Genomic DNA, 18,495 nt, shown 5'->3' with positions numbered 1-18,495 from the left:
ATGATAAATGAGTTAAGGTGAAAAGTTTAGGAAGTTACAGTTTATTATTAATCTTCAGTGTTTTGTTCATTGTCAGTTGTTCTGTGAAGCAGGATCGACTGATTAATCGCGGATATCACGCGATGACTACGCGTTATAATATTCTGTATAATGGTGATATGGCTTACGATGAGGCGTTGATCGCTCTCAAAGAGGGCTATTATGACAACTTCTGGGAGATTCTTCCTGTTGAGCGCATCGAGATAAAAGTTGACCCAGAAAAGGAGTTTAAGATTAGTGAACCGATAAAAAGTAAACCAGGGTCAATATTAGATAACCTTTCCATTGAAGGAGAGAACAAGGAAGGTGGGTTAGATGGAGGTACTGGATTTGAACGAGCAGAGAATAAAGCTACAAAAGCTATTCAAAAGCACTCAATGTACATTCAAGGTAGAGAGCGAAACTGGCAGATGGATGAGGCTTATTTACTCTTGGGAAAGGCGCGTTATTACGACGGGAGATTCATACCTGCCTTAGAGTCGTTTAACTATATTTTGTACAAATACCCTGATAGCGATAAGATTGACGAAGCAAAGGTATGGCGTGAAAAGTCAAATCTTAGACTTTCTTATGATGATATAGCGATAAAGAACTTGAAAGAGTTTATACACATCCGAAAAGGAAAAATGAAGAAGCAAACGGAGGCTGACGCCAACGCTATTCTTGCACAAGGGTATATCAATATCGAAAAATTTGAGGAGGCAATCGCTCCGATGAAGAATGCTTTGGAGTTAACGCAATCTAAAGAAGAAAGAGCAAGGTATTCTTTTATCTTAGGACAATTGAATGCAAGAGTAGGAAAAAAAGCGGAAGCATTTCACTACTTCGAATCTGTCGTGAAGATGAAGCGCAAAGGACCGAAATCGTATTATATTCACTCGTATAGTCAAATGGCTGAATTAGGTGTGCGCAAAGCTTCTGATTCTACTGCTTTCCTAAAATTGTACAGAAAGTTGTTGAAGGATAGAGAGAACCGCCCGTATTACGATGTACTAAATCGTCAAGTAGGTTTGTTTTACAATGGGGTTGGCAAAACGGATTTGGCTTTGAACTACTTGAAAAAGGCAGTAAAAGAAAGCAAAGGAGATGAGCAATTAAAGGCGTACAACTATTTGAGTATTGCCGATATCTATTTCAATAGTGCTGGATATGCGGAAGCGGGATCATATTATGATAGTGCACTTAGTATCTTGCCTGAGAAGTTTAAAGAACGATATCGCTTAACGAAAAGACGCGATGCACTGAAAGAGGTTGTGAAATACGAGCAAATTGCACATAAGAACGATAGTATTCTCAACCTTGTGGCGATGACTGCTGATCAACAGATTGCTTATTTTACCAAATATGTAGAGGACTTGAGAAGAGAAGATTTTAGAAAGTTGCAAGCCAACCTAAAAGGTAAAAATAGAGATTCAAATGTAGATTATTTTAATATGGCCAATTTTGGAGAGGCTGTAGGTTCCTTTATGGAATCAAATAGTCTACCACAGGGAATGGGCAATTCTACTTTCTACTTTTATTCTCAACAGGCTTCAGCTTATGGTAAACAGGATTTTAAGCGAAAATGGGGAAATCGTCCATTAGTTGATAATTGGAGATGGTCTTCAGCATTGAATAATAGCCATAGGGAAGTAGGACAAACAGAGAACTCTGAGGGGAAATCAAAAGGAAATACCGTTGGTTCTCCTCCCGACAACAGGTATAATGTGGATCATTACATCGGACAGATTCCAAAAGATTCTTTAGAGATTGGCAAGCTTCGCGTTGATCGTGATTTTGCTTATTTTCAGTTAGGGTCAATGTACAGCGAACAGTTTAAGAAATACAAGTTAGCTGCTGAGCGATTTGAAAAATTATTAGCTTTTGTACCTGCGCCTGCAAATCGACTTATTTTGCCAAGTATGTATAAGTTGTATAAGATATACTTAGAGATTGACAATGATAAGGCGATGGCTATGAAAGCGTATATCATCCGTAATTATCCAAACTCGCGTTATGCAAAATTACTGCAGAATGTCAAAATGAGCGAGATCGATGACTTATCACCCGAACAGTTGTTTACGAAAGTGTATCGTGTCTACGCAAGTGGAGATATTGAAAAAGCATACAAGGAAGTAGATTTTGTATTAGAGAATTACGATAATGACTATATTAGTAAATTCGAATTGTTAAAAGCGAGAATCATTGCTCGAAAAGAGGGAATTAATGCTTATAAAGAGGCGCTCAATTTCATTGCTATGACCTATAGCTCTACAAAAGAAGGTAAAGAAGCTGAGGAAATACTAAACAATGAGGTAGTCAGCTTGGAAGCACGAGAGTTTACAAATAACAATAGTGCTGATAGTTGGAAGGTAGCCGTGTGGGTCTCTGATAGGGATGCGGGACAAGTGGGAGATTTACGTAGAAAAATGGCTGATTTCGGTGCAATTAATGAGCAAATCGGAATTAAGTTTTCGGAAGATTACTATTTGACAAGCGAAAAAATATTAGTTTTACATGGGTTTAGAAGTAAAGAAGATGCTGAAAAAGTGATAGATAGGTTGGGAATACTTGCTTATCCTGTGGAAACGAATGACTATGTTATTATTCAGATTAAAAAGAATTGGAAAGAGTTTATTGATAAGTTCTTTCCTCCACAATAGTTAAGTAAAAAAAGGTTGAAAAAAAATAGATTATGTTTAAAAATTCAAAAAAAGAGTCTTCTGTAGATTTGTTAGGAAAAACGAATAGAATAGTTGAAGCAACTATTATTAGAGGAGATATTGAAGCAGTCTCTGATCTTCGCATCGATGGAGAATTGAAGGGAAATTTACTTGTAAAAGGAAGAGTTGTTGTAGGACCACAGGCTAAGGTGGTTGGAAACATCGACTGTGAGAATGCCGATATTGAAGGAACTGTTGAAGGTATTATTCGCGTGAACGATCTGCTTACAGTGAAAACAAATGCGAATATCAAAGGAGAATTAATAGTGGGGAGATTATCTGTTGAACCTGGAGGAAATATAGAGGTTACTTGCCAAATGCTTGGGCAGTCAGGTAAGGATTCTAAATCCAATGGCAAACAAGAGAAAGCTGAAAAAACGGAGAAATTAGAAGCTGTTGAAAAGAAGGGATAATAGTAAGAAATTGATATTTTGAATAAACAAAAGCCAAATGATAAGGGACCTAATAAGTGGCTAACTTTAATTACGATGCCGTTTCAAATGGGGATTACTATTTATTTGGCTCATTTGTTAGGAGATTGGTTAGATGGTAAATACGATTTTAACAATGGTATTGCAAATAAAACTTGTACATTATTGGGAGTAGGATTAGCTTTGTACCAAGTTATTAGACAAGTACATCAAATTAATCAAAAGTAAAGATGGATAGACAGACACTTGGTGTTGGATTGAAAGCGCTCGGATTTTTAGCAATCTGCTTTTTAGCGCATTATGCGATTATTTCTTTTACGGATTTGGGAAATTCACTTCCTGTATTAGGATATAGTTTATTTGGATTTTATGGATTAGGATTGATTTTTACGATTGTTATATTTGCAGCAATGGTAGGGATTAAAAATAGCCTGCCAAATAACTTGGGCTTTGTCTTTTTGGGCTTCATAACGCTTAGGCTTGTCGTTAGTTATCTTTTTGCTAAGGCAGGTTTAGACAGTGAAAATGTCGATCTGGGATTCAAAGTAAATTTTCTTGTATCTGTTCTGGTTTTTCTTGGGGTAGATGCATATTTGAGCTATTTCGTTTTGAATAAGAATAGTAGCGCAGAAAAAAGTTAACAAAAAAAGTTTCGCATAAAGGTATGATTATATAAGATTTATTGTACTTTTGCACAAAATTTTAAGAACCATAAATATTCAAGAAGTTAAGGTATGGTGACTCTGAAGAAATCACTGAATTTATTAGCAGCTGTAATTTTTACAGCATCGTCTGTATTTTCGTATGCACAAACTAATGCTCAAAGTAATGAAGGAAACCTTTCAAAAGCTGAGCAGTCAATTGAGGAAACACTTGAAGCTGTAGAGGATACAGAGCATGTTGTGGCTGAAAAAACTCAAAAGGAGAAAGTTCAAGACCACATCACGCATCACTTAGCAGATGATTATTCATTTGTGTTTTTCTCAGATGAGGCGACTGGTAAAAATTACGGATTTCCGTTACCAGTAATTTTAATAGACAACGGCCTTAAAGTATTTATGTCTTCTGAATTCGACTACGGTAAGAAATTAGTTGAAAAAGATGGACAAACGTATAAATTGTACCACAGCAAAATCTATAAGACTGACGCTGAGGGAACAATTAACTATGATGACAAGCATTTTGTAACTAATGAAAAACCTTTGGATTTTTCAATTACAAAAAATGTTGCGTCATTGATGTTTACTACTATTTTAATCATCATCATGTTTACAGGTTTGGCTAAAACGTATAAAAACGGGCCAAATAACTTGCCAAAAGGCTTTTCGAGAGCTTTAGAGCCAATGGTGCTTTATGTGCGTGATGAAATGGCAATTCCAAACATTGGAAAAGATAAGTATAAGAAGTTTATGCCTTATCTGTTGTCAGTTTTCTTTTTGATTTTCTTATTAAACGTATTGGGGTTAACTCCACTTGGATTTAACGTAACAGGAAGCATATCGGTAACTGCTTGTTTAGCATTGTTTACTTTTTTCTTTGTTCACTTTTCTGCAAACAAAGATTATTGGAAACACATGTTGTGGATGCCTGGTGTTCCAGTACCAATGAAAATAATGTTAGCGCCAATTGAGATTTTAGGAGCTTTAATTAAGCCTTTCTCATTGATGGTTCGTCTTTTTGCTAATATTACAGCAGGTCACTCTGTAGTATTTGGGTTAATTGCTATCATCTTCGTAATGCAACAAGAGTTGACTACAGGTGGAGCTACAGCAGTAGGGTTTTTACTTTCTACTTTCTTAGTATTCTTAGAGATATTAGTTGCTTTCTTACAAGCGTTCATCTTTACGATGTTATCTTCTCTATTTATCGGAATGGCTGTTGCTGAGCACGATCACGAAGAAGCTCATCATTAATAGTATTAAATCAAGAATCAATTTAAAATTTGTTTAATTAATATAAATCAATCACTATGGAATTACCAAACATTATTGGTGCAGGTTTAATCGTAATCGGAGCTGGTTACGGTTTAGGAAAAATCGGATCTTCTGCAATGGACGCTATTGCTCGTCAACCAGAAGCTGCTGGAAAAATCCAAACTGCGATGATTATTATTGGTGCATTATTGGAAGGTTTAGCATTCGGTGCTTTAATCTTAGGTAAATAATCCAAGAAAACAAAAAGAGGTTTATCTGTGACGGTTGGTCATAGGTAAACCTCTTAATTAAACAAAATAGGCATTAAAAAGTATAATTTTAGATAATGGAGAAGTTAATTAACGATTTCAGTTTTGGATTATTTTTCTGGCAATTTATCATCTTATTAGTGGTGGTATTTGTTTTAGGGAAATTTGCATGGAAGCCAATTGTAAATGCTTTAGAAGCTCGTGAGGCGGGTATTACTGACGCATTAGCAGCAGCTGAGAATGCAAAAAGAGAAATGGCTAATTTAAAAGCTGATAATGAGAAATTATTAGCTGAGGCTCGTGCTGAGCGCGATGCTTTACTTAAAGAAGCTAGAGAAATTAAAGAGCAAATGATTGCTGATGCAAAAGTTGAGGCAGAAGCTCATGGAGAGAAATTAATTGCACAAGCGAAAGCTGTTATCGAAAGCGAAAAAGCGGCTGCAGTAATCGATCTTAAAAATCAAGTATCTTCAATTTCAATTGAAATCGCTGAAAGATTATTAAAAGATCAATTGGCTAACAAAGAGGCTCAATCTAAATTGGTTGAGAAGATGTTAGACGAAGTAAAATTAAATTAATAAAGTCATTATGATAAGCACTAGAGCAGCTGCAAGATATGCTAAAGCAATGCTTGAGATTTCCATTGAAAAAGGAAATACTGATGCTGTTAATAATGATATGATCTTTATTTCTCAATCAGTATCTCAAAGCAGTGAATTGAAAACGTTTCTTTTAAATCCTATCGTTAAGGATGATATTAAACTTAACGCGTTAGTAGAAGTTTTTGCTTCTGTTAGTGAGGGAACGAAAGAGTTGTTTAAATTGTTAAGTACAAACAGTAGATTTGAGATTCTTGAGGGTATTGCTTCTGAGTTTCAAAAGCAATATGAGATTTTCAAGGGAATCGAGAGAGTAATTGTTACTACTGCAATTCCTATGGACGCAACGTTAGAAGCTAAGGTGATTGACAAAGTCAAAACTCTTGCTCCTAATAAAGAAATTATTATTTCTAATATTGTTAACCCTGATATCTTAGGTGGTTTTATCCTTAGAATGGGAGATAGACAATTCAATGCGTCTTTAGCTAATCAATTACAAGTTTTAAAAAGAGAATTAACTAATTAAAAAATCACCGCACGAATTTTCGTGTATAAACATAGACAAAAATGGCGGAAATTAAACCAGCTGAAATATCAGCGATTTTAAAGAAACAGTTATCTGGATTTAGCTCTGAAGCTTCATTAGAAGAAGTGGGAACTATACTAGAAGTAGGAGATGGTGTTGCTCGTGTGTACGGGTTGACAAATGCTGAATATGGAGAGTTAGTTGTTTTAGACAACGGATTAGAGGCAATGGTACAAAACCTTGAAGAAGACAATGTAGGTATTGTATTATTAGGTTCAGCTGTTGGAGTTAAAGAAGGAGCTACAGTGAAGAGAACTGGGCGTATTGCTTCTTTAAAAGTTGGAGAAAAAATGGTAGGACGTGTTGTAAATACATTAGGTCTGCCAATCGATGGAAAAGGTCCTATTGAAGGTGATTTATTTGAAATGCCATTAGAGCGTAAAGCTCCTGGTGTTATCTACCGTCAGCCAGTTACTGAGCCATTGCAAACAGGTATTAAATCAGTAGATGCGATGATTCCTATCGGACGTGGACAACGTGAGTTAGTTATCGGTGACCGTCAAACTGGAAAAACTACGGTTTGTATTGATACGATTTTGAATCAAAAAGAGTTTTACGATGCTGGGCAACCAGTTTACTGTATCTACGTTGCAATTGGACAAAAAGCTTCAACTGTAGCAGGTATCGCTAAAACTTTACAAGATAAAGGAGCTATGGATTATTCTATTATCGTAGCTGCTAACGCTTCTGACCCAGCTCCAATGCAAGTTTATGCTGCTATGGCTGGTGCTGCAATCGGAGAGTACTTCCGTGATACAGGACGTCCTGCTTTGATTATCTATGATGACTTGTCTAAACAAGCTGTTGCTTACCGTGAGATGTCATTAATTTTACGTCGTCCACCAGGACGTGAGGCGTACCCTGGAGACGTTTTCTATTTACACTCAAGATTATTAGAACGTGCTGCTCGTGTTATTGGTGATGATGATATCGCTAAAAACATGAACGACTTACCTGAGTCTTTGAGACCATTCGTAAAAGGTGGTGGTTCTTTAACTGCTTTACCTATTATTGAAACTCAAGCGGGTGACGTTTCTGCATATATTCCAACTAACGTAATTTCGATTACTGATGGACAGATTTTCTTAGAGTCTGATTTGTTTAACTCGGGTGTACGTCCTGCTATTAACGTGGGTATTTCTGTATCTCGTGTTGGGGGATCTGCTCAGATTAAATCAATGAAGAAAGTGGCTGGTACTTTAAAACTTGACCAAGCGCAATTCCGCGAATTAGAGGCTTTTGCTAAGTTTGGTTCTGATTTAGATGCTGCGACTATGAACGTTATTTCTAAAGGTCAACGCAACGTTGAAATTTTGAAACAAGCTGTTAACGATCCATATAAAGTTGAAGATCAAGTTGCAATTATCTACGCTGGATCTAAAAACTTATTGAGAAACGTACCTGTGGAGAAAGTGAAAGAATTCGAAAGAGAATATCTTGATGCTCTTAACTCTCGTCACAAGGATACATTGAATCAATTAAAAGCAGGTAAATTCACTGATGAGTTAACTGCTGTATTAGAGAAAGTAGCGAAAGAAGTAGCTGCAAAATATTAAGAATTAGATTTAGGTTGGAAAGGTGCTTTTGGCTCCTTTCCATTCTAAGGTAATATATATAACAAAATGGCAAACCTTAAAGAAATACGTAATAGGATTTCATCAATCGGTTCAACTATGCAGATTACTTCTGCAATGAAGATGGTTTCTGCAGCTAAGCTTAAAAAAGCAACAGATACTATTATGGCGATGCGTCCATATTCAGAAAAGTTGACTGAATTGATACAAAATATTAGCGCTACCTTAGAAGGAGATAACGCTGGAATATATTCTCAAACAAGAGAGGTTAAGAATGTATTATTTGTAGTGGTTACTTCTAATAGAGGTTTATGTGGTGGGTTTAATGCTAATATTATTAAACAAATTAATCACTTAAGCCAAAATGAATTTAAGGGAACTAATATTGATCTTTTAACAATTGGTAAGAAAGGGTTTGATGTATTGCGCAAGCAATTTAACGTGACAGAAAATCGCAGTAATTTATACGATGATTTAAGTTTCGATAATTCTGCTGTAATTGCTCAACAGTTAATGGATGCTTTTGTAGAAGAGAAATATGATTCTATTCAAATCGTATATAATCAATTTAAAAATGCTGCAACGCAAATAGTTGTTACTGAGCAATTCTTGCCATTATTGCCAATTGAAACTGATAGCAATGCTTCATCTGATTATATCTATGAGCCTTCTAAACCTGAGATTATTGAGACATTGATTCCTTTGTCATTGAAAACTCAATTGTTTAAGGCTGTAGCTGATTCAGTAGCATCAGAACACGGTGCGCGTATGACGGCTATGCACAAAGCAACTGACAATGCGAAAGATCTTAGAGATCAGTTAACGCTTAGCTATAATAAAGCTCGTCAGGCTGCTATTACAAATGAAATTTTAGAGATTGTTGGTGGTGCGGAAGCATTGAACAAATAATCGAAATAAATTAATTATACTTTTTATATAAAAGAGCTATCTGTTTACAGATAGCTCTTTTGTTTTTTAGTACCCTATAGTATTTTGTTACTTTTGTAACTTTGAACGTAATTAAATTGTAAAGCATGAATGCATCTAATGTAATTGGTATTCTTGGAGCTATCCCTCAAGAGATTAACGGTATTATTAATTCTTTGACTTCCGTGAAGGAGACTGTTATCAGTAATCGCAGTTATTATGAAGGTTTTCTCGGGGAGCAAAAGGTTGTTGTGGTCTATTCGCGTATCGGTAAGGTTGCAGCTGCCGCTACCGTGGCTACTTTGTTGCTCAAGTTTGACGTTTGTAAAGTTGTGTTTATTGGTGTTGCTGGAGGTATTGGTACAGATGTCTGTGTTGGAGATGTGGTAGTGGCAAAAGATTTGATTCAATACGATATGGATGCTTCTCCTTTGCGACCAAAATTTGAAGTTCCTTTGATCGGTAAAAGCTATTTTAATTCAGATCAAGAATTATCAATAGCTATTATGGATCGAATTAAAGCTATTTTAAGCCCTGATAATCTAAATGAGTTAATCGATAGTGATGATTTAAAAAAGTTTAAAATAAAAGCTCCTAAAGTTCTTTTTGGTACTATTGCAAGTGGTGATCAGTTTGTTTCTACTAACGAACAACGCAGTAGACTGCTTGCTGAGTTGCCAAATGCTTTATGTGTGGAAATGGAAGGGGCTGCAGTTGCTCAAGTATGCTTTGAGTTTGGTATTCCTTGTGTGGTAATTCGAACAATATCTGATAATGCTAACCACGAGGCAAGTTTTAGTTTTCAATCTTTTGTGGAAGAGGTTTCGATCGTGTATGGTCGAGAGATCTTAAAAACAATTATTGAATTAATGTAAAGCCAATGTTAATTATTGTTTTCACTGCAAAAACAAACCCCCATAGCTCTAAAAGTGCTATGGGGGTTTGTTATATCATTGAGTTAATCTAACGATTATTTAACTTCTCTAATTAAGTATACATAAACTGGAAAGTGGTCACTAAATCCTGGGATTCCATTTGTGTTTCTAAGTGGATAACCTTTGTATTGACCAGTGCTTTGAATCATAAAAGGTTTTTTAAAGATTTTAGCTTTCCAAAAACGCCAAGAATCATATTCTTCTCTTACATATGGTTCAGTCAATACCATTTGATCAAATACGTCCCACGCATCTCTATATGCTAATGTTCCTAATCCATCTTTAGCCATCTTTTCCATTGGATTATATACTCCACCAGCTTTTACATTAGATTTTTTAGCTTCAGTTTTTAATACTTTTTTCATACTGTTGTTGTATGGTCCGTCGTTCATATCACCCATAGTGATGATTTTAGCGTCCGGATTGATAGCTCTCAGTGAGTCCATGATCTTCACGTTTAAAGCAGCAGCAGCCTCTCTTAATGGGCTACTTCTCTTTTCACCACCTACTCTTGAAGGCCAGTGGTTAACGATAAAGTGAACTTCTTCACCATCTAATAAACCAGTTACCAATAATTGGTCACGTGTATACACACGTACACCTTTTTCTCCTGTGTATTTGTCTACTTTGGTCATGTCGTAGATCATCGTAGGGATAGCTTTAGAGCTTGTAGGAGTGAAGTGATTTTTTTGGTAAAGTAAACCAACGTCTATACCGCGTTTGTCAGGAGAATCATAATGAACAATTCCATAATTACCTGGTAGTAGTTGTGGTTCTTTTACAAGGTCTTCCAGTACAGCTCTGTTCTCAACCTCTGCAACACCAATAACAGCTGGCATTTTTGGGTTTTCGTCTGTACCGATGATAGACATAACTCTTGCTAAGTTGTGTAGTTTTTGCTTGTACTTAGCTGAAGTCCAAGATTGAGCACCTGTAGGCGTCCATTCTTCATCATAGATTTTCGGATCACGAATCGTGTCGAATAAGTTTTCACAATTGTAAAAAGCAATTGTTTGAATTTCGTATTTCTTTTCTTGAGCTTGTACACCAAAAGAGATGAAAAGCACGAAAAAAAATAGATTTCGGATGCTTAGTTTTGTAGCCATATTAAATTTTAGTAAAGTTTGACTTAATTCCTACAACAAAAGTAGTTAATATTATTTTAATAGCATACCTTTGTAAGAGAAATAAGCGTAAAGCTTTTTTTTAACATAGCACTTTAATCATTTTTAATTTATGAAGAAACTTTTATTTAGTTTGTTCCTTGTTTTGCAGGTAGTTGTGAGCTACGCACAAGGAGTTCAAGAAATTAAAGGGAAAGTTGTAGATGCTAAATCTTTAACACCAATTAACGCGGTGTTGACGAGAATTGACGCTACAAATATTTCCACTTTGACAGACAATGAAGGAGTCTTTTTCTTAGGTGATGTAAAGGCTGGAGATTATCAAATTATTGTATCTTATGTAGGGTATGGTACAAAGAGATTTCCAGTAACAATCGACAATCAAGATGTCGATTTAGGTACCATCTACCTTGAAGAAGATTTAGCTTCATCACAACAAATGGGTTTAATCACTCTTACAGAAAACGACTTAGGAGATGATGACTCAGGTTCAGAAACTTCCTCAAGTTTATTGCAAGCCACAAAAGATCCTTTCCAACAAGCAGCAGCTTTTAACTGGGGATCTGCGTTTTACCGCATTCGTGGTTTAGACAATGAATATGGGAAAACATTGTTGAACGGTATCGTAATGAACAAAATCTACGACGGTCGTCCTCAATGGGGTAACTGGGGTGGTCTTAATGATGCGACTAGAAACCAAGAATACTCTTCTGGTACTACACCATCTGACTACACTTTCGGCGGAGTTTTAGGAACTCAAGCCATTTCTACAAGAGCTTCACACATTCGTAAAGGAGCTAAAGTTGGTATTTCTGGTTCAGATACAAACTACAACTGGAGACCTTATGCAATTTATTCTTCTGGTATGAATAGTGAAGGTTGGGCTTATGTGATCTCTATGTCTTATCGTGGAGCTAACGAAGGACGTTGGGAAGGTACGAACTACCATGCACCATCTTTCTTTGCTGCAGTTGAGAAAAAATTCAACGACAACCACAGCTTAAACTTCACAGCAATTTATGCTAAAAACAAAAGAGCGAAAAACTCTCCTGTAACTGATGAGCAAGTTGCTCTTAAAGGTTATAAATACAACTCTTACTGGGGTTACCAAGGTGGAGACAAGAGAAACTCTCGATATAAAGATGTATCAGAGCCTATCTTTATGTTAACACACTATTGGAAAATGAGTGAGAAAAGTAATTTGACTACTACTTTAGGTTACCAATTCGGACATATTGCTAATAGCCGTTTCGGATATCAAGATAACTTAAACCCAGATCCAACTTACTACCGTAACATGCCAAGTTATGCTCTAAACAACAGTAATAGAGATACGATGGAATGGTTGCCGTTGACTGACTTAGCAAACGAAAAAGCAGATGCTTTTAGAAATGACGGTCAAGTTGATTGGAAAGAAATTTATACCATTAACTCTTTAGGAGTGAATGGGCAAAGTAAAATTATCCTTTACGAGGATAGACAAGAGGATCAAACATTCCACTTTAATACTAGCTTTAAAACACAAGTAACTGATAATATTACTTTTGACGCTGGTTTAAACTATAGAAGATTAGTTTCTAAAAACTTTAAAAAGTTAACTGACTTATTAGGTGGAACTTTCTATAATGATATTGATACTTATCAAAAAGGTTTAGCTCGCTATAATGACCTAAACAAAATTGAAAGAAACGATAAAGGACAAATAGTTTTAGATGAGCAAGGAAATATTCCTGCAGGTCGTCACTATGTTGGAGAGAAAGACAAATTCGGTTATAACTATAAAATGTTTGCTGATGTTGTTGACGTATTCTCTCAATTCGCTTTCGACTATGATAAGTTTGACATCTATGTAGGACAAAAAATTAGCTATACAAGATACCAAAGAGAAGGACTTTTCAGAAATGGTGTTTATGCTAATGACTCTTACGGAAAAAGTGGTGCAATAGACTTCAATAACTTTGGATTCAAAGGAGGGGCTACTTACCACATTACAGGTCGTCATGCCTTAAATATGAATGTTGCTTACTACAACCAAGCACCTTCAATTAGAAATACATTTGCTAACGTACGTGTGAATAACTTAATCACTAAAGATATTACAAATGAGGATATCTTCAGTATTGATGGTAGTTATATCGTTAGAACTCCAAAATTCAAAGGTAGAATCTCTGGGTACTTAAGTGAAATCAAAAACAGTACGCAAATGAATTTCTACTACGCTGATGGTACTGGTATCGTTGGTTCGGATGGAGAATTATTAAATAGTACTACTGGTGGTGCTTTCGTTTCTGAAACTTTAACAGGAGTGAATAAACGTAACATAGGACTTGAATTGGGAGCTGAGTACCAATTAACTCAAACTGTTAAAGCTACTGCAGCTGTTGCTCTTGGTCAGTCTTTCTACACAAACAATCCAAATATTAGACTTAACTCTGATAATGCAGGTAGATCTTTTGACTATGGTCAAGCATACTTGAAAAACATCAGAAACGGTAACGGTCCACAAACTGCTTTATCTTTAGGATTAGAGTATAGAGATCCAAGTTATTGGTGGGTTGGTGCAAACGTGAACTATATGGATAATGCATATACAAATGTATCTGCTATTAGAAGAACGGATAACTTCGTTAAAGACCCTCTTAACCCAGGTCAATTGTTGCCAGGTGTTAATGAGCAAGATGTTCGTAGAGCATTGAAACAAGAAAAATTAAATGATTTTACTTTAGTTAATATTACTGGAGGTAAATCATGGAGATTACCTAATAGAAATATTATCGGATTCTTCGCAAGTATTAATAACGTTTTTAATAAAACTTATAAAACTGGTGGATTCGAACAAGCTAGAAATGGTAACTACAAACAAGAAGTGTTAAATAACCAAAGTGGTGTTAACACATTTGCAAACAAATATTGGTATGGTTACGGACGTAACTTCTTTGTAAATGTTTATTACAACTTCTAAAAAGATTAAATTCATTATGAAAACAATTTTTAAATCACTATTATATTTTTCGTTCGCAGGTCTTTTAGTAACTGGATGTGCTAAGAACGATGACTTTTCTACACCTGATATGACTTGTGTGGAGCCTGCAATTAAGGAGCAAGTGAATCTTACTATTGCACAGCTTAAGAATGAAGTAACAGCAACAATGACAACATATGAAAAAGATGCTGTTGTTGAAGGTTATGTTGTTTCAAGTGATCAAGGTGGTAACTTTTATCGCGAGATTTATATCGTTGATGAAGATAACGTGAACTCATTGCTTGTTAAAGCTGAAGTAAAAGCTTCATTCGCTAAATACCAATTTGGTAAAAAGGTATATGTTTCTTTAAAAGGTACTCAAGTACAAATGACTAATGGTATTATTACTGTTGGTGATAAAGATAAAGACCCTAAGAGATCATTTATTTCTTATATTTCTGATCCAACGTATAAAAAACACGTATTTGCTGGATGTGATGCTATAGCTGAAAAAGACTTAATTAAAGAGGTTTCTTTAATGGATGCTGTTAAAGATGAGAATATTGGTAAACTTGTTAAAATTACTGATGTTCAATTCAAAAAAGATATTCACGGAAAACCATTTTGGGATAAAAACAGACCTGCTCCAGGTAATGCTACTTATAATGATATTGTTTCTTCAAAAGAGAATCCTTCAAGTCAAGTGACTTACCGTGCTGTTGAACAATCTACAGATTTCGCTACTAAAAATGTTCCTGCAAAAAGCGGTAGCTTAGTTGGGGTAATGACAAAATTCGTTAGTGGAAGTAATACAACTTTCCAGTTCGTTCCAAGATATTGGTCTGATATCCAATTAGACAAAGATCCATTCGATGGTAGTGGTGAAGGTGACGGAGACGGAGATGGTGACGGAGACGGAGACGGAGACGGAGGAGAAATCGTTGTTGAACCTGGTAAATATTTAGCTTTCCCTGGATCTGATTTTGAGAACTGGGATGAGTTTAATGCAAGTATTAATCAAGAGTATAAATTGAAGTTTGCAACTGAAGGTGCTGGATTAGGTTGGAATGGTTCAAGAGGTCTTTTGTTTAAAGGGACTCCTGAGAAAACTGATTACACATTTAGTGTTGTTAATGTTAAAGTGCCAACTGGTGCTACAGAGCTTTCTTTCTTAATGAAAGGTACTGCTGATGCACGCTCATTATCTATTAATTTGTATCAAGCAGATGGTACATACGTTGCATATAACGTTGGAGATGTGAAAGGTAGTAAACGTGTTGAGAAATCAAAAACAAATAAGGAAGAGCAATTTATTAATAACTATGAAGGAGTTATTGATACTAAAGGAGAATGGGTTAAAATTGTCCTTAACTTAAAAGGTTTTGATTATAATACTACAGGTACTGGTAATTTTATTGGATTCAAACACGGAGGTCCAACAAAAACAATTAGCAGTAATTACGATTTAGTAATCGATGAGATTAAGTTTGAAGATGGTACTCCAGTAGAAGGTGGAGAGAATCCAGGAGAAGGTGGAGAGAACCCAGGAGAAGGTGGTGAAAACCCAGGGGGTGATGTTTCTTTACCAACTGACAAAGGTTTGTATATTTCTGATTTTTCAGATTGGAATGCGTTCGTAAGTAATGTTTCTAAAGAGGGGATGAAAGCTTATGCTGTAGAAGCAAAAGGTAAAGGTCCTAATGGTACTACTGCAATGGAAATTAAAGGACCTATCAGTGGAAATGACTATGTATTTACTTCTTTAGCGAAAAATGCACCAGCTGGAAAAACTAAGGTTTCATTTTATATTAAAGGAACTGCTGATTCAAAATCTATTTCGTTGAATGTTTATAAAAACAGTAAAGATGAAAAGTATAATGCATTTAATCCTGGAACAATTGAGGATACTGATTTAGTTGTCCAAAAAGCAGCTAATAACCAATATGTTGGAAGTATTGATACTAAAGGCAAATGGGTTAAAATCACTTTAGATTTAACTTCTGTATCTAACGATTATCAGACTACTAACGGAGAGAAATTGTTCTCTCTAAAGGTTGGAAAAGATGCTAATTTTGATATTCTAGTTAGTAGCATTTTCTTCGAATAACATTAAATTTTCAAATTTAAGATAGTATAAAAAGCTCGGCATATGCCGAGCTTTTTTTTTGAGGTCTTTAGTACCTGTTCTTTGCATCAAGAAAATAATGATGAGTTTGTATCGTTTATGTTATATACCTTACTTTAGTTAGTTCAAGGTGGGGTAACCTTATTTAGGTTTGGGTATATAATGAGTCTCTGTTAAAAAAAAAGTCAATGTCAGCACTAAAAATAGTATCTTTACAACAAATTTTCTCAAAAAATACCTTATAATAAGGTTTAAATTAATAAACATAAATTGAATGGCTTGTACAAATTGTTCGACAGATAAAGGAAGTAATGGGCAACCAAGAGGGTGTCAGAATAATGGAACGTGTGGTACAGACAGTTGTAATAAATTAGCAGTTTTTGACTGGTTGTCTAATATGGTTTATCCATCAGGCAGCGAAGTTTTTGATATAGTAGAAGTACGATTTAAAAACGGTAGGAAGGATTTTTATCGCTATCCTAAAGAGCTAACGATCTCTATGGGAGATATTGTTGCAACTGAAACGTCACCGGGACACGATATAGGTGTGGTTTCATTAACAGGTGAACTTGTGAAAGTTCAAATGAAGAAAAAAGGTGCTGATCCAGAGGGAGATGTACTCAAAATTTATAGAAAGGCTACGCAAAAAGATATTGATATCTGGCAGGAGGTTCGCGAAAAAGAGGAACCTGTACGTATGCGTGCACGGGAACTGGCTATTGAGCTTAACTTGGAAATGAAGATTTCTGATGTAGAATTTCAAGGGGATGGTTCTAAAGCTACTTTTTATTATACGGCAAGTGAGCGAGTGGACTTTAGACAATTGATTAAGGACTTTGCAAGAGAGTTCTCTATCCGTATCGAAATGAAACAAGTTGGTTTTCGTCAAGAAGCTGCACGCCTTGGAGGTGTGGGTTCTTGTGGTAGAGAATTGTGTTGTTCTACGTGGTTAACTGACTTCAGAAGTGTGAATACTGCTGCTGCGCGTTACCAACAACTATCTTTAAACCCTCAAAAACTCGCTGGTCAATGTGGGAAACTTAAATGTTGTTTGAACTTTGAGTTAGATACATATTTAGAGGCATTAAAGGATATGCCAGAGTCAGATACGAAATTAATGACTACTAAGGGAATCGCTTTTTGCCAGAAAATAGATATTTTTAAAGGTCAGATGTGGTTTGCTTATGCAAATAACTCTGCGAACTGGTATGTACTATCTACGGAGCAAGTGAAGGAAATCGTGGATCTGAATAACCGCGACATCAAGGGGGATGAGTTGGAAAGCTATGCTTTGGAGCGCGAGGATTTACCTGAACAAAACGCTGTAGAGGAAGATAGCGTTACTCGCTTTGATCAACCAAAGCGCAAGAAGAAACCTGCACGTAAAAGAAAGGAAAAGTCTAATGATGGAGCTACTGCTAAAGAAGCAAATGCTACAGCAGACAACAGTGGTAATCGAACTGAAAGACGCCCTCGTAATCAAAAGGTACGAAAGGAAGGAGAGGTTAAGAATGTTAAGAACGAAGGAGGAGAAAATGTAGCGAGAACGGAGAAGAAAGAGGGGCAACCTCGCGTGAAGAACAACAAACCTAAAGGTCCACGTACAAGTGAAGATAAGAAACCGAATTTAGGTAAAGAGAAGTCACAGGATACTACACGTAGTGAGAAGGCTAGTGATCAGAAGAAAGGACCTGCTAAACAAAATGATGCTGGAGAGGGAAATGTAAAGAAAGCAAATCCTCGTAATAAGAATCGCAACAATAATAATAGAAAGCCGAAAAACTCTAATAATCAAAATAATAGTTCAAATGCTACTGAATAGTAAAGTTTTAATAGCGCTGATTAGTTTTATCATATTGTCTTTTGCATCTTGTCAGAATTACGATAATGTAGTTTTTGACCAGTTTATTGAAACGAAAGGTCAATGGGAGAAGAAAGATGTAAAAACCTTTGTTTATAAGGTAACGGATACTATTTCTCCTTATAATTTGTATATGAATGTTCGTGCGAACAAAGATTACCCATATAGCAATATGTATGTGATCTTTAAAGTATACCAGCCAAACTTGAGTATTCATGTGGACACCTTACAGTATCAAATGGCAGGTGCTGATGGTACTTTGTTAGGAAATGGTTTTTCTGATATAAAGGAGAGTAAACTAGAGTTAAAAGAAGGTTTTGTATTCCCTCAATCAGGGACATACAAAATGACTTTAGAACACGCAGTAAGAGCCTTAGGCGAAGTCGAAGGTGTAGTTACCTTGCCAGGTATTTCGGAAGTTGGGTTAAAAATTGAGAAAAAAGAATAA

Annotated in this window: 16 protein-coding genes; 15 read left to right on the top strand and 1 reads right to left on the bottom strand. The window is 35.8% G+C overall.

The features are described from left to right. Positions 1 to 17: 17 nt before the first annotated feature. The 11 genes from porW (at position 18) to NWE55_RS06995 (ending at position 9,915) form a co-directional block, all read left to right on the top strand. Entirely contained in the window at positions 18 to 2,681 is a 2,664-nt protein-coding gene (porW, locus tag NWE55_RS07045; protein ID WP_160338991.1) for a type IX secretion system periplasmic lipoprotein PorW/SprE, read from the top strand. A 32-nt stretch (positions 2,682 to 2,713) separates the two neighbouring features. Then, on the top strand, positions 2,714 to 3,154 hold the full coding sequence (locus NWE55_RS07040; protein WP_155090645.1) for a bactofilin family protein: 441 nt from the start codon (positions 2,714 to 2,716) through the stop codon (positions 3,152 to 3,154). An 18-nt stretch (positions 3,155 to 3,172) separates the two neighbouring features. Continuing rightward, positions 3,173 to 3,400, top strand: a complete 228-nt coding sequence (locus tag NWE55_RS07035) for an AtpZ/AtpI family protein (protein ID WP_258204679.1) — start codon at positions 3,173 to 3,175, stop codon at positions 3,398 to 3,400. A 2-nt stretch (positions 3,401 to 3,402) separates the two neighbouring features. Beyond that, the gene (locus NWE55_RS07030) at positions 3,403 to 3,813 is read left to right on the top strand and encodes a hypothetical protein (RefSeq protein WP_155090646.1); all 411 of its coding nucleotides are present in this window, start codon (positions 3,403 to 3,405) and stop codon (positions 3,811 to 3,813) included. A 93-nt stretch (positions 3,814 to 3,906) separates the two neighbouring features. After that, complete coding sequence (gene atpB, locus NWE55_RS07025) at positions 3,907 to 5,085, top strand: F0F1 ATP synthase subunit A (protein ID WP_155090647.1); 1,179 nt, start codon at positions 3,907 to 3,909, stop codon at positions 5,083 to 5,085. 56 nt (positions 5,086 to 5,141) lie between these two features. Beyond that, complete coding sequence (atpE, locus tag NWE55_RS07020; protein ID WP_155034838.1) at positions 5,142 to 5,336, top strand: ATP synthase F0 subunit C; 195 nt, start codon at positions 5,142 to 5,144, stop codon at positions 5,334 to 5,336. 95 nt (positions 5,337 to 5,431) lie between these two features. Continuing rightward, complete coding sequence (locus NWE55_RS07015) at positions 5,432 to 5,932, top strand: F0F1 ATP synthase subunit B (protein ID WP_155090648.1); 501 nt, start codon at positions 5,432 to 5,434, stop codon at positions 5,930 to 5,932. Between the two features lie 10 nt (positions 5,933 to 5,942). Next, entirely contained in the window at positions 5,943 to 6,479 is a 537-nt protein-coding gene (gene atpH / locus NWE55_RS07010; RefSeq protein ID WP_155090649.1) for an ATP synthase F1 subunit delta, read from the top strand. A 41-nt stretch (positions 6,480 to 6,520) separates the two neighbouring features. Further along, positions 6,521 to 8,095 (top strand): F0F1 ATP synthase subunit alpha, encoded by a 1,575-nt coding sequence (gene atpA, locus NWE55_RS07005; protein WP_155090650.1) that lies wholly within the window; start codon positions 6,521 to 6,523, stop codon positions 8,093 to 8,095. A gap of 66 nt (positions 8,096 to 8,161) precedes the next feature. After that, on the top strand, positions 8,162 to 9,022 hold the full coding sequence (gene atpG / locus NWE55_RS07000; protein WP_155090651.1) for an ATP synthase F1 subunit gamma: 861 nt from the start codon (positions 8,162 to 8,164) through the stop codon (positions 9,020 to 9,022). Positions 9,023 to 9,147: 125 nt separating this feature from the next. Then, on the top strand, positions 9,148 to 9,915 hold the full coding sequence (locus NWE55_RS06995; RefSeq protein WP_155090652.1) for a 5'-methylthioadenosine/adenosylhomocysteine nucleosidase: 768 nt from the start codon (positions 9,148 to 9,150) through the stop codon (positions 9,913 to 9,915). 95 nt (positions 9,916 to 10,010) lie between these two features. Here the strand turns inward: NWE55_RS06995 and NWE55_RS06990 are convergent, their stop codons facing one another. Further along, positions 10,011 to 11,081, bottom strand: a complete 1,071-nt coding sequence (locus NWE55_RS06990; protein ID WP_155090653.1) for an endonuclease/exonuclease/phosphatase family protein — start codon at positions 11,079 to 11,081, stop codon at positions 10,011 to 10,013. Positions 11,082 to 11,211: 130 nt separating this feature from the next. On the opposite strand from NWE55_RS06990, the gene NWE55_RS06985 reads away from it, so the two are divergent. From NWE55_RS06985 to NWE55_RS06970, 4 genes are all read left to right on the top strand, one after another. Next, complete coding sequence (locus tag NWE55_RS06985) at positions 11,212 to 14,061, top strand: carboxypeptidase-like regulatory domain-containing protein (RefSeq protein ID WP_155090654.1); 2,850 nt, start codon at positions 11,212 to 11,214, stop codon at positions 14,059 to 14,061. 16 nt (positions 14,062 to 14,077) lie between these two features. Beyond that, complete coding sequence (locus tag NWE55_RS06980; RefSeq protein ID WP_160338993.1) at positions 14,078 to 16,168, top strand: DUF5689 domain-containing protein; 2,091 nt, start codon at positions 14,078 to 14,080, stop codon at positions 16,166 to 16,168. A gap of 292 nt (positions 16,169 to 16,460) precedes the next feature. Beyond that, positions 16,461 to 18,008 carry a PSP1 domain-containing protein gene (locus NWE55_RS06975; protein WP_155090656.1) on the top strand — a complete coding sequence of 516 codons (1,548 nt, stop codon included), beginning with the start codon at positions 16,461 to 16,463 and terminating at the stop codon, positions 18,006 to 18,008. Continuing rightward, the gene (locus NWE55_RS06970) at positions 17,995 to 18,495 is read left to right on the top strand and encodes a gliding motility lipoprotein GldH (protein WP_155090657.1); all 501 of its coding nucleotides are present in this window, start codon (positions 17,995 to 17,997) and stop codon (positions 18,493 to 18,495) included. Before NWE55_RS06975 ends, NWE55_RS06970 begins: the two co-directional genes overlap by 14 nt.

The organism is Myroides albus, from assembly GCF_024722315.1.
GTDB lineage: Bacteria > Bacteroidota > Bacteroidia > Flavobacteriales > Flavobacteriaceae > Flavobacterium > Flavobacterium album_A.
The sequence above is the reverse complement of the archived record's forward strand: the minus strand, read 5'-3'. Positions and strand labels throughout refer to the sequence as shown.

What these genes read in the sequence shown, in the direction of transcription:
- NWE55_RS06970 (WP_155090657.1), top strand. Translation starts at nt 17,995, where the DNA reads ATGCTACTGAATAGTAAAGTTTTAATAGCGCTGATTAGTTTTATCATA.
- NWE55_RS06975 (WP_155090656.1), top strand. Translation starts at nt 16,461, where the DNA reads ATGGCTTGTACAAATTGTTCGACAGATAAAGGAAGTAATGGGCAACCA.
- NWE55_RS07030 (WP_155090646.1), top strand. Translation starts at nt 3,403, where the DNA reads ATGGATAGACAGACACTTGGTGTTGGATTGAAAGCGCTCGGATTTTTA.
- atpH (WP_155090649.1), top strand. Translation starts at nt 5,943, where the DNA reads ATGATAAGCACTAGAGCAGCTGCAAGATATGCTAAAGCAATGCTTGAG.
- NWE55_RS06995 (WP_155090652.1), top strand. Translation starts at nt 9,148, where the DNA reads ATGAATGCATCTAATGTAATTGGTATTCTTGGAGCTATCCCTCAAGAG.
- NWE55_RS06985 (WP_155090654.1), top strand. Translation starts at nt 11,212, where the DNA reads ATGAAGAAACTTTTATTTAGTTTGTTCCTTGTTTTGCAGGTAGTTGTG.
- atpE (WP_155034838.1), top strand. Translation starts at nt 5,142, where the DNA reads ATGGAATTACCAAACATTATTGGTGCAGGTTTAATCGTAATCGGAGCT.
- NWE55_RS06980 (WP_160338993.1), top strand. Translation starts at nt 14,078, where the DNA reads ATGAAAACAATTTTTAAATCACTATTATATTTTTCGTTCGCAGGTCTT.
- atpB (WP_155090647.1), top strand. Translation starts at nt 3,907, where the DNA reads ATGGTGACTCTGAAGAAATCACTGAATTTATTAGCAGCTGTAATTTTT.
- NWE55_RS07015 (WP_155090648.1), top strand. Translation starts at nt 5,432, where the DNA reads ATGGAGAAGTTAATTAACGATTTCAGTTTTGGATTATTTTTCTGGCAA.
- NWE55_RS06990 (WP_155090653.1), bottom strand. Translation starts at nt 11,081, where the DNA reads ATGGCTACAAAACTAAGCATCCGAAATCTATTTTTTTTCGTGCTTTTC.
- atpA (WP_155090650.1), top strand. Translation starts at nt 6,521, where the DNA reads ATGGCGGAAATTAAACCAGCTGAAATATCAGCGATTTTAAAGAAACAG.
- NWE55_RS07040 (WP_155090645.1), top strand. Translation starts at nt 2,714, where the DNA reads ATGTTTAAAAATTCAAAAAAAGAGTCTTCTGTAGATTTGTTAGGAAAA.
- atpG (WP_155090651.1), top strand. Translation starts at nt 8,162, where the DNA reads ATGGCAAACCTTAAAGAAATACGTAATAGGATTTCATCAATCGGTTCA.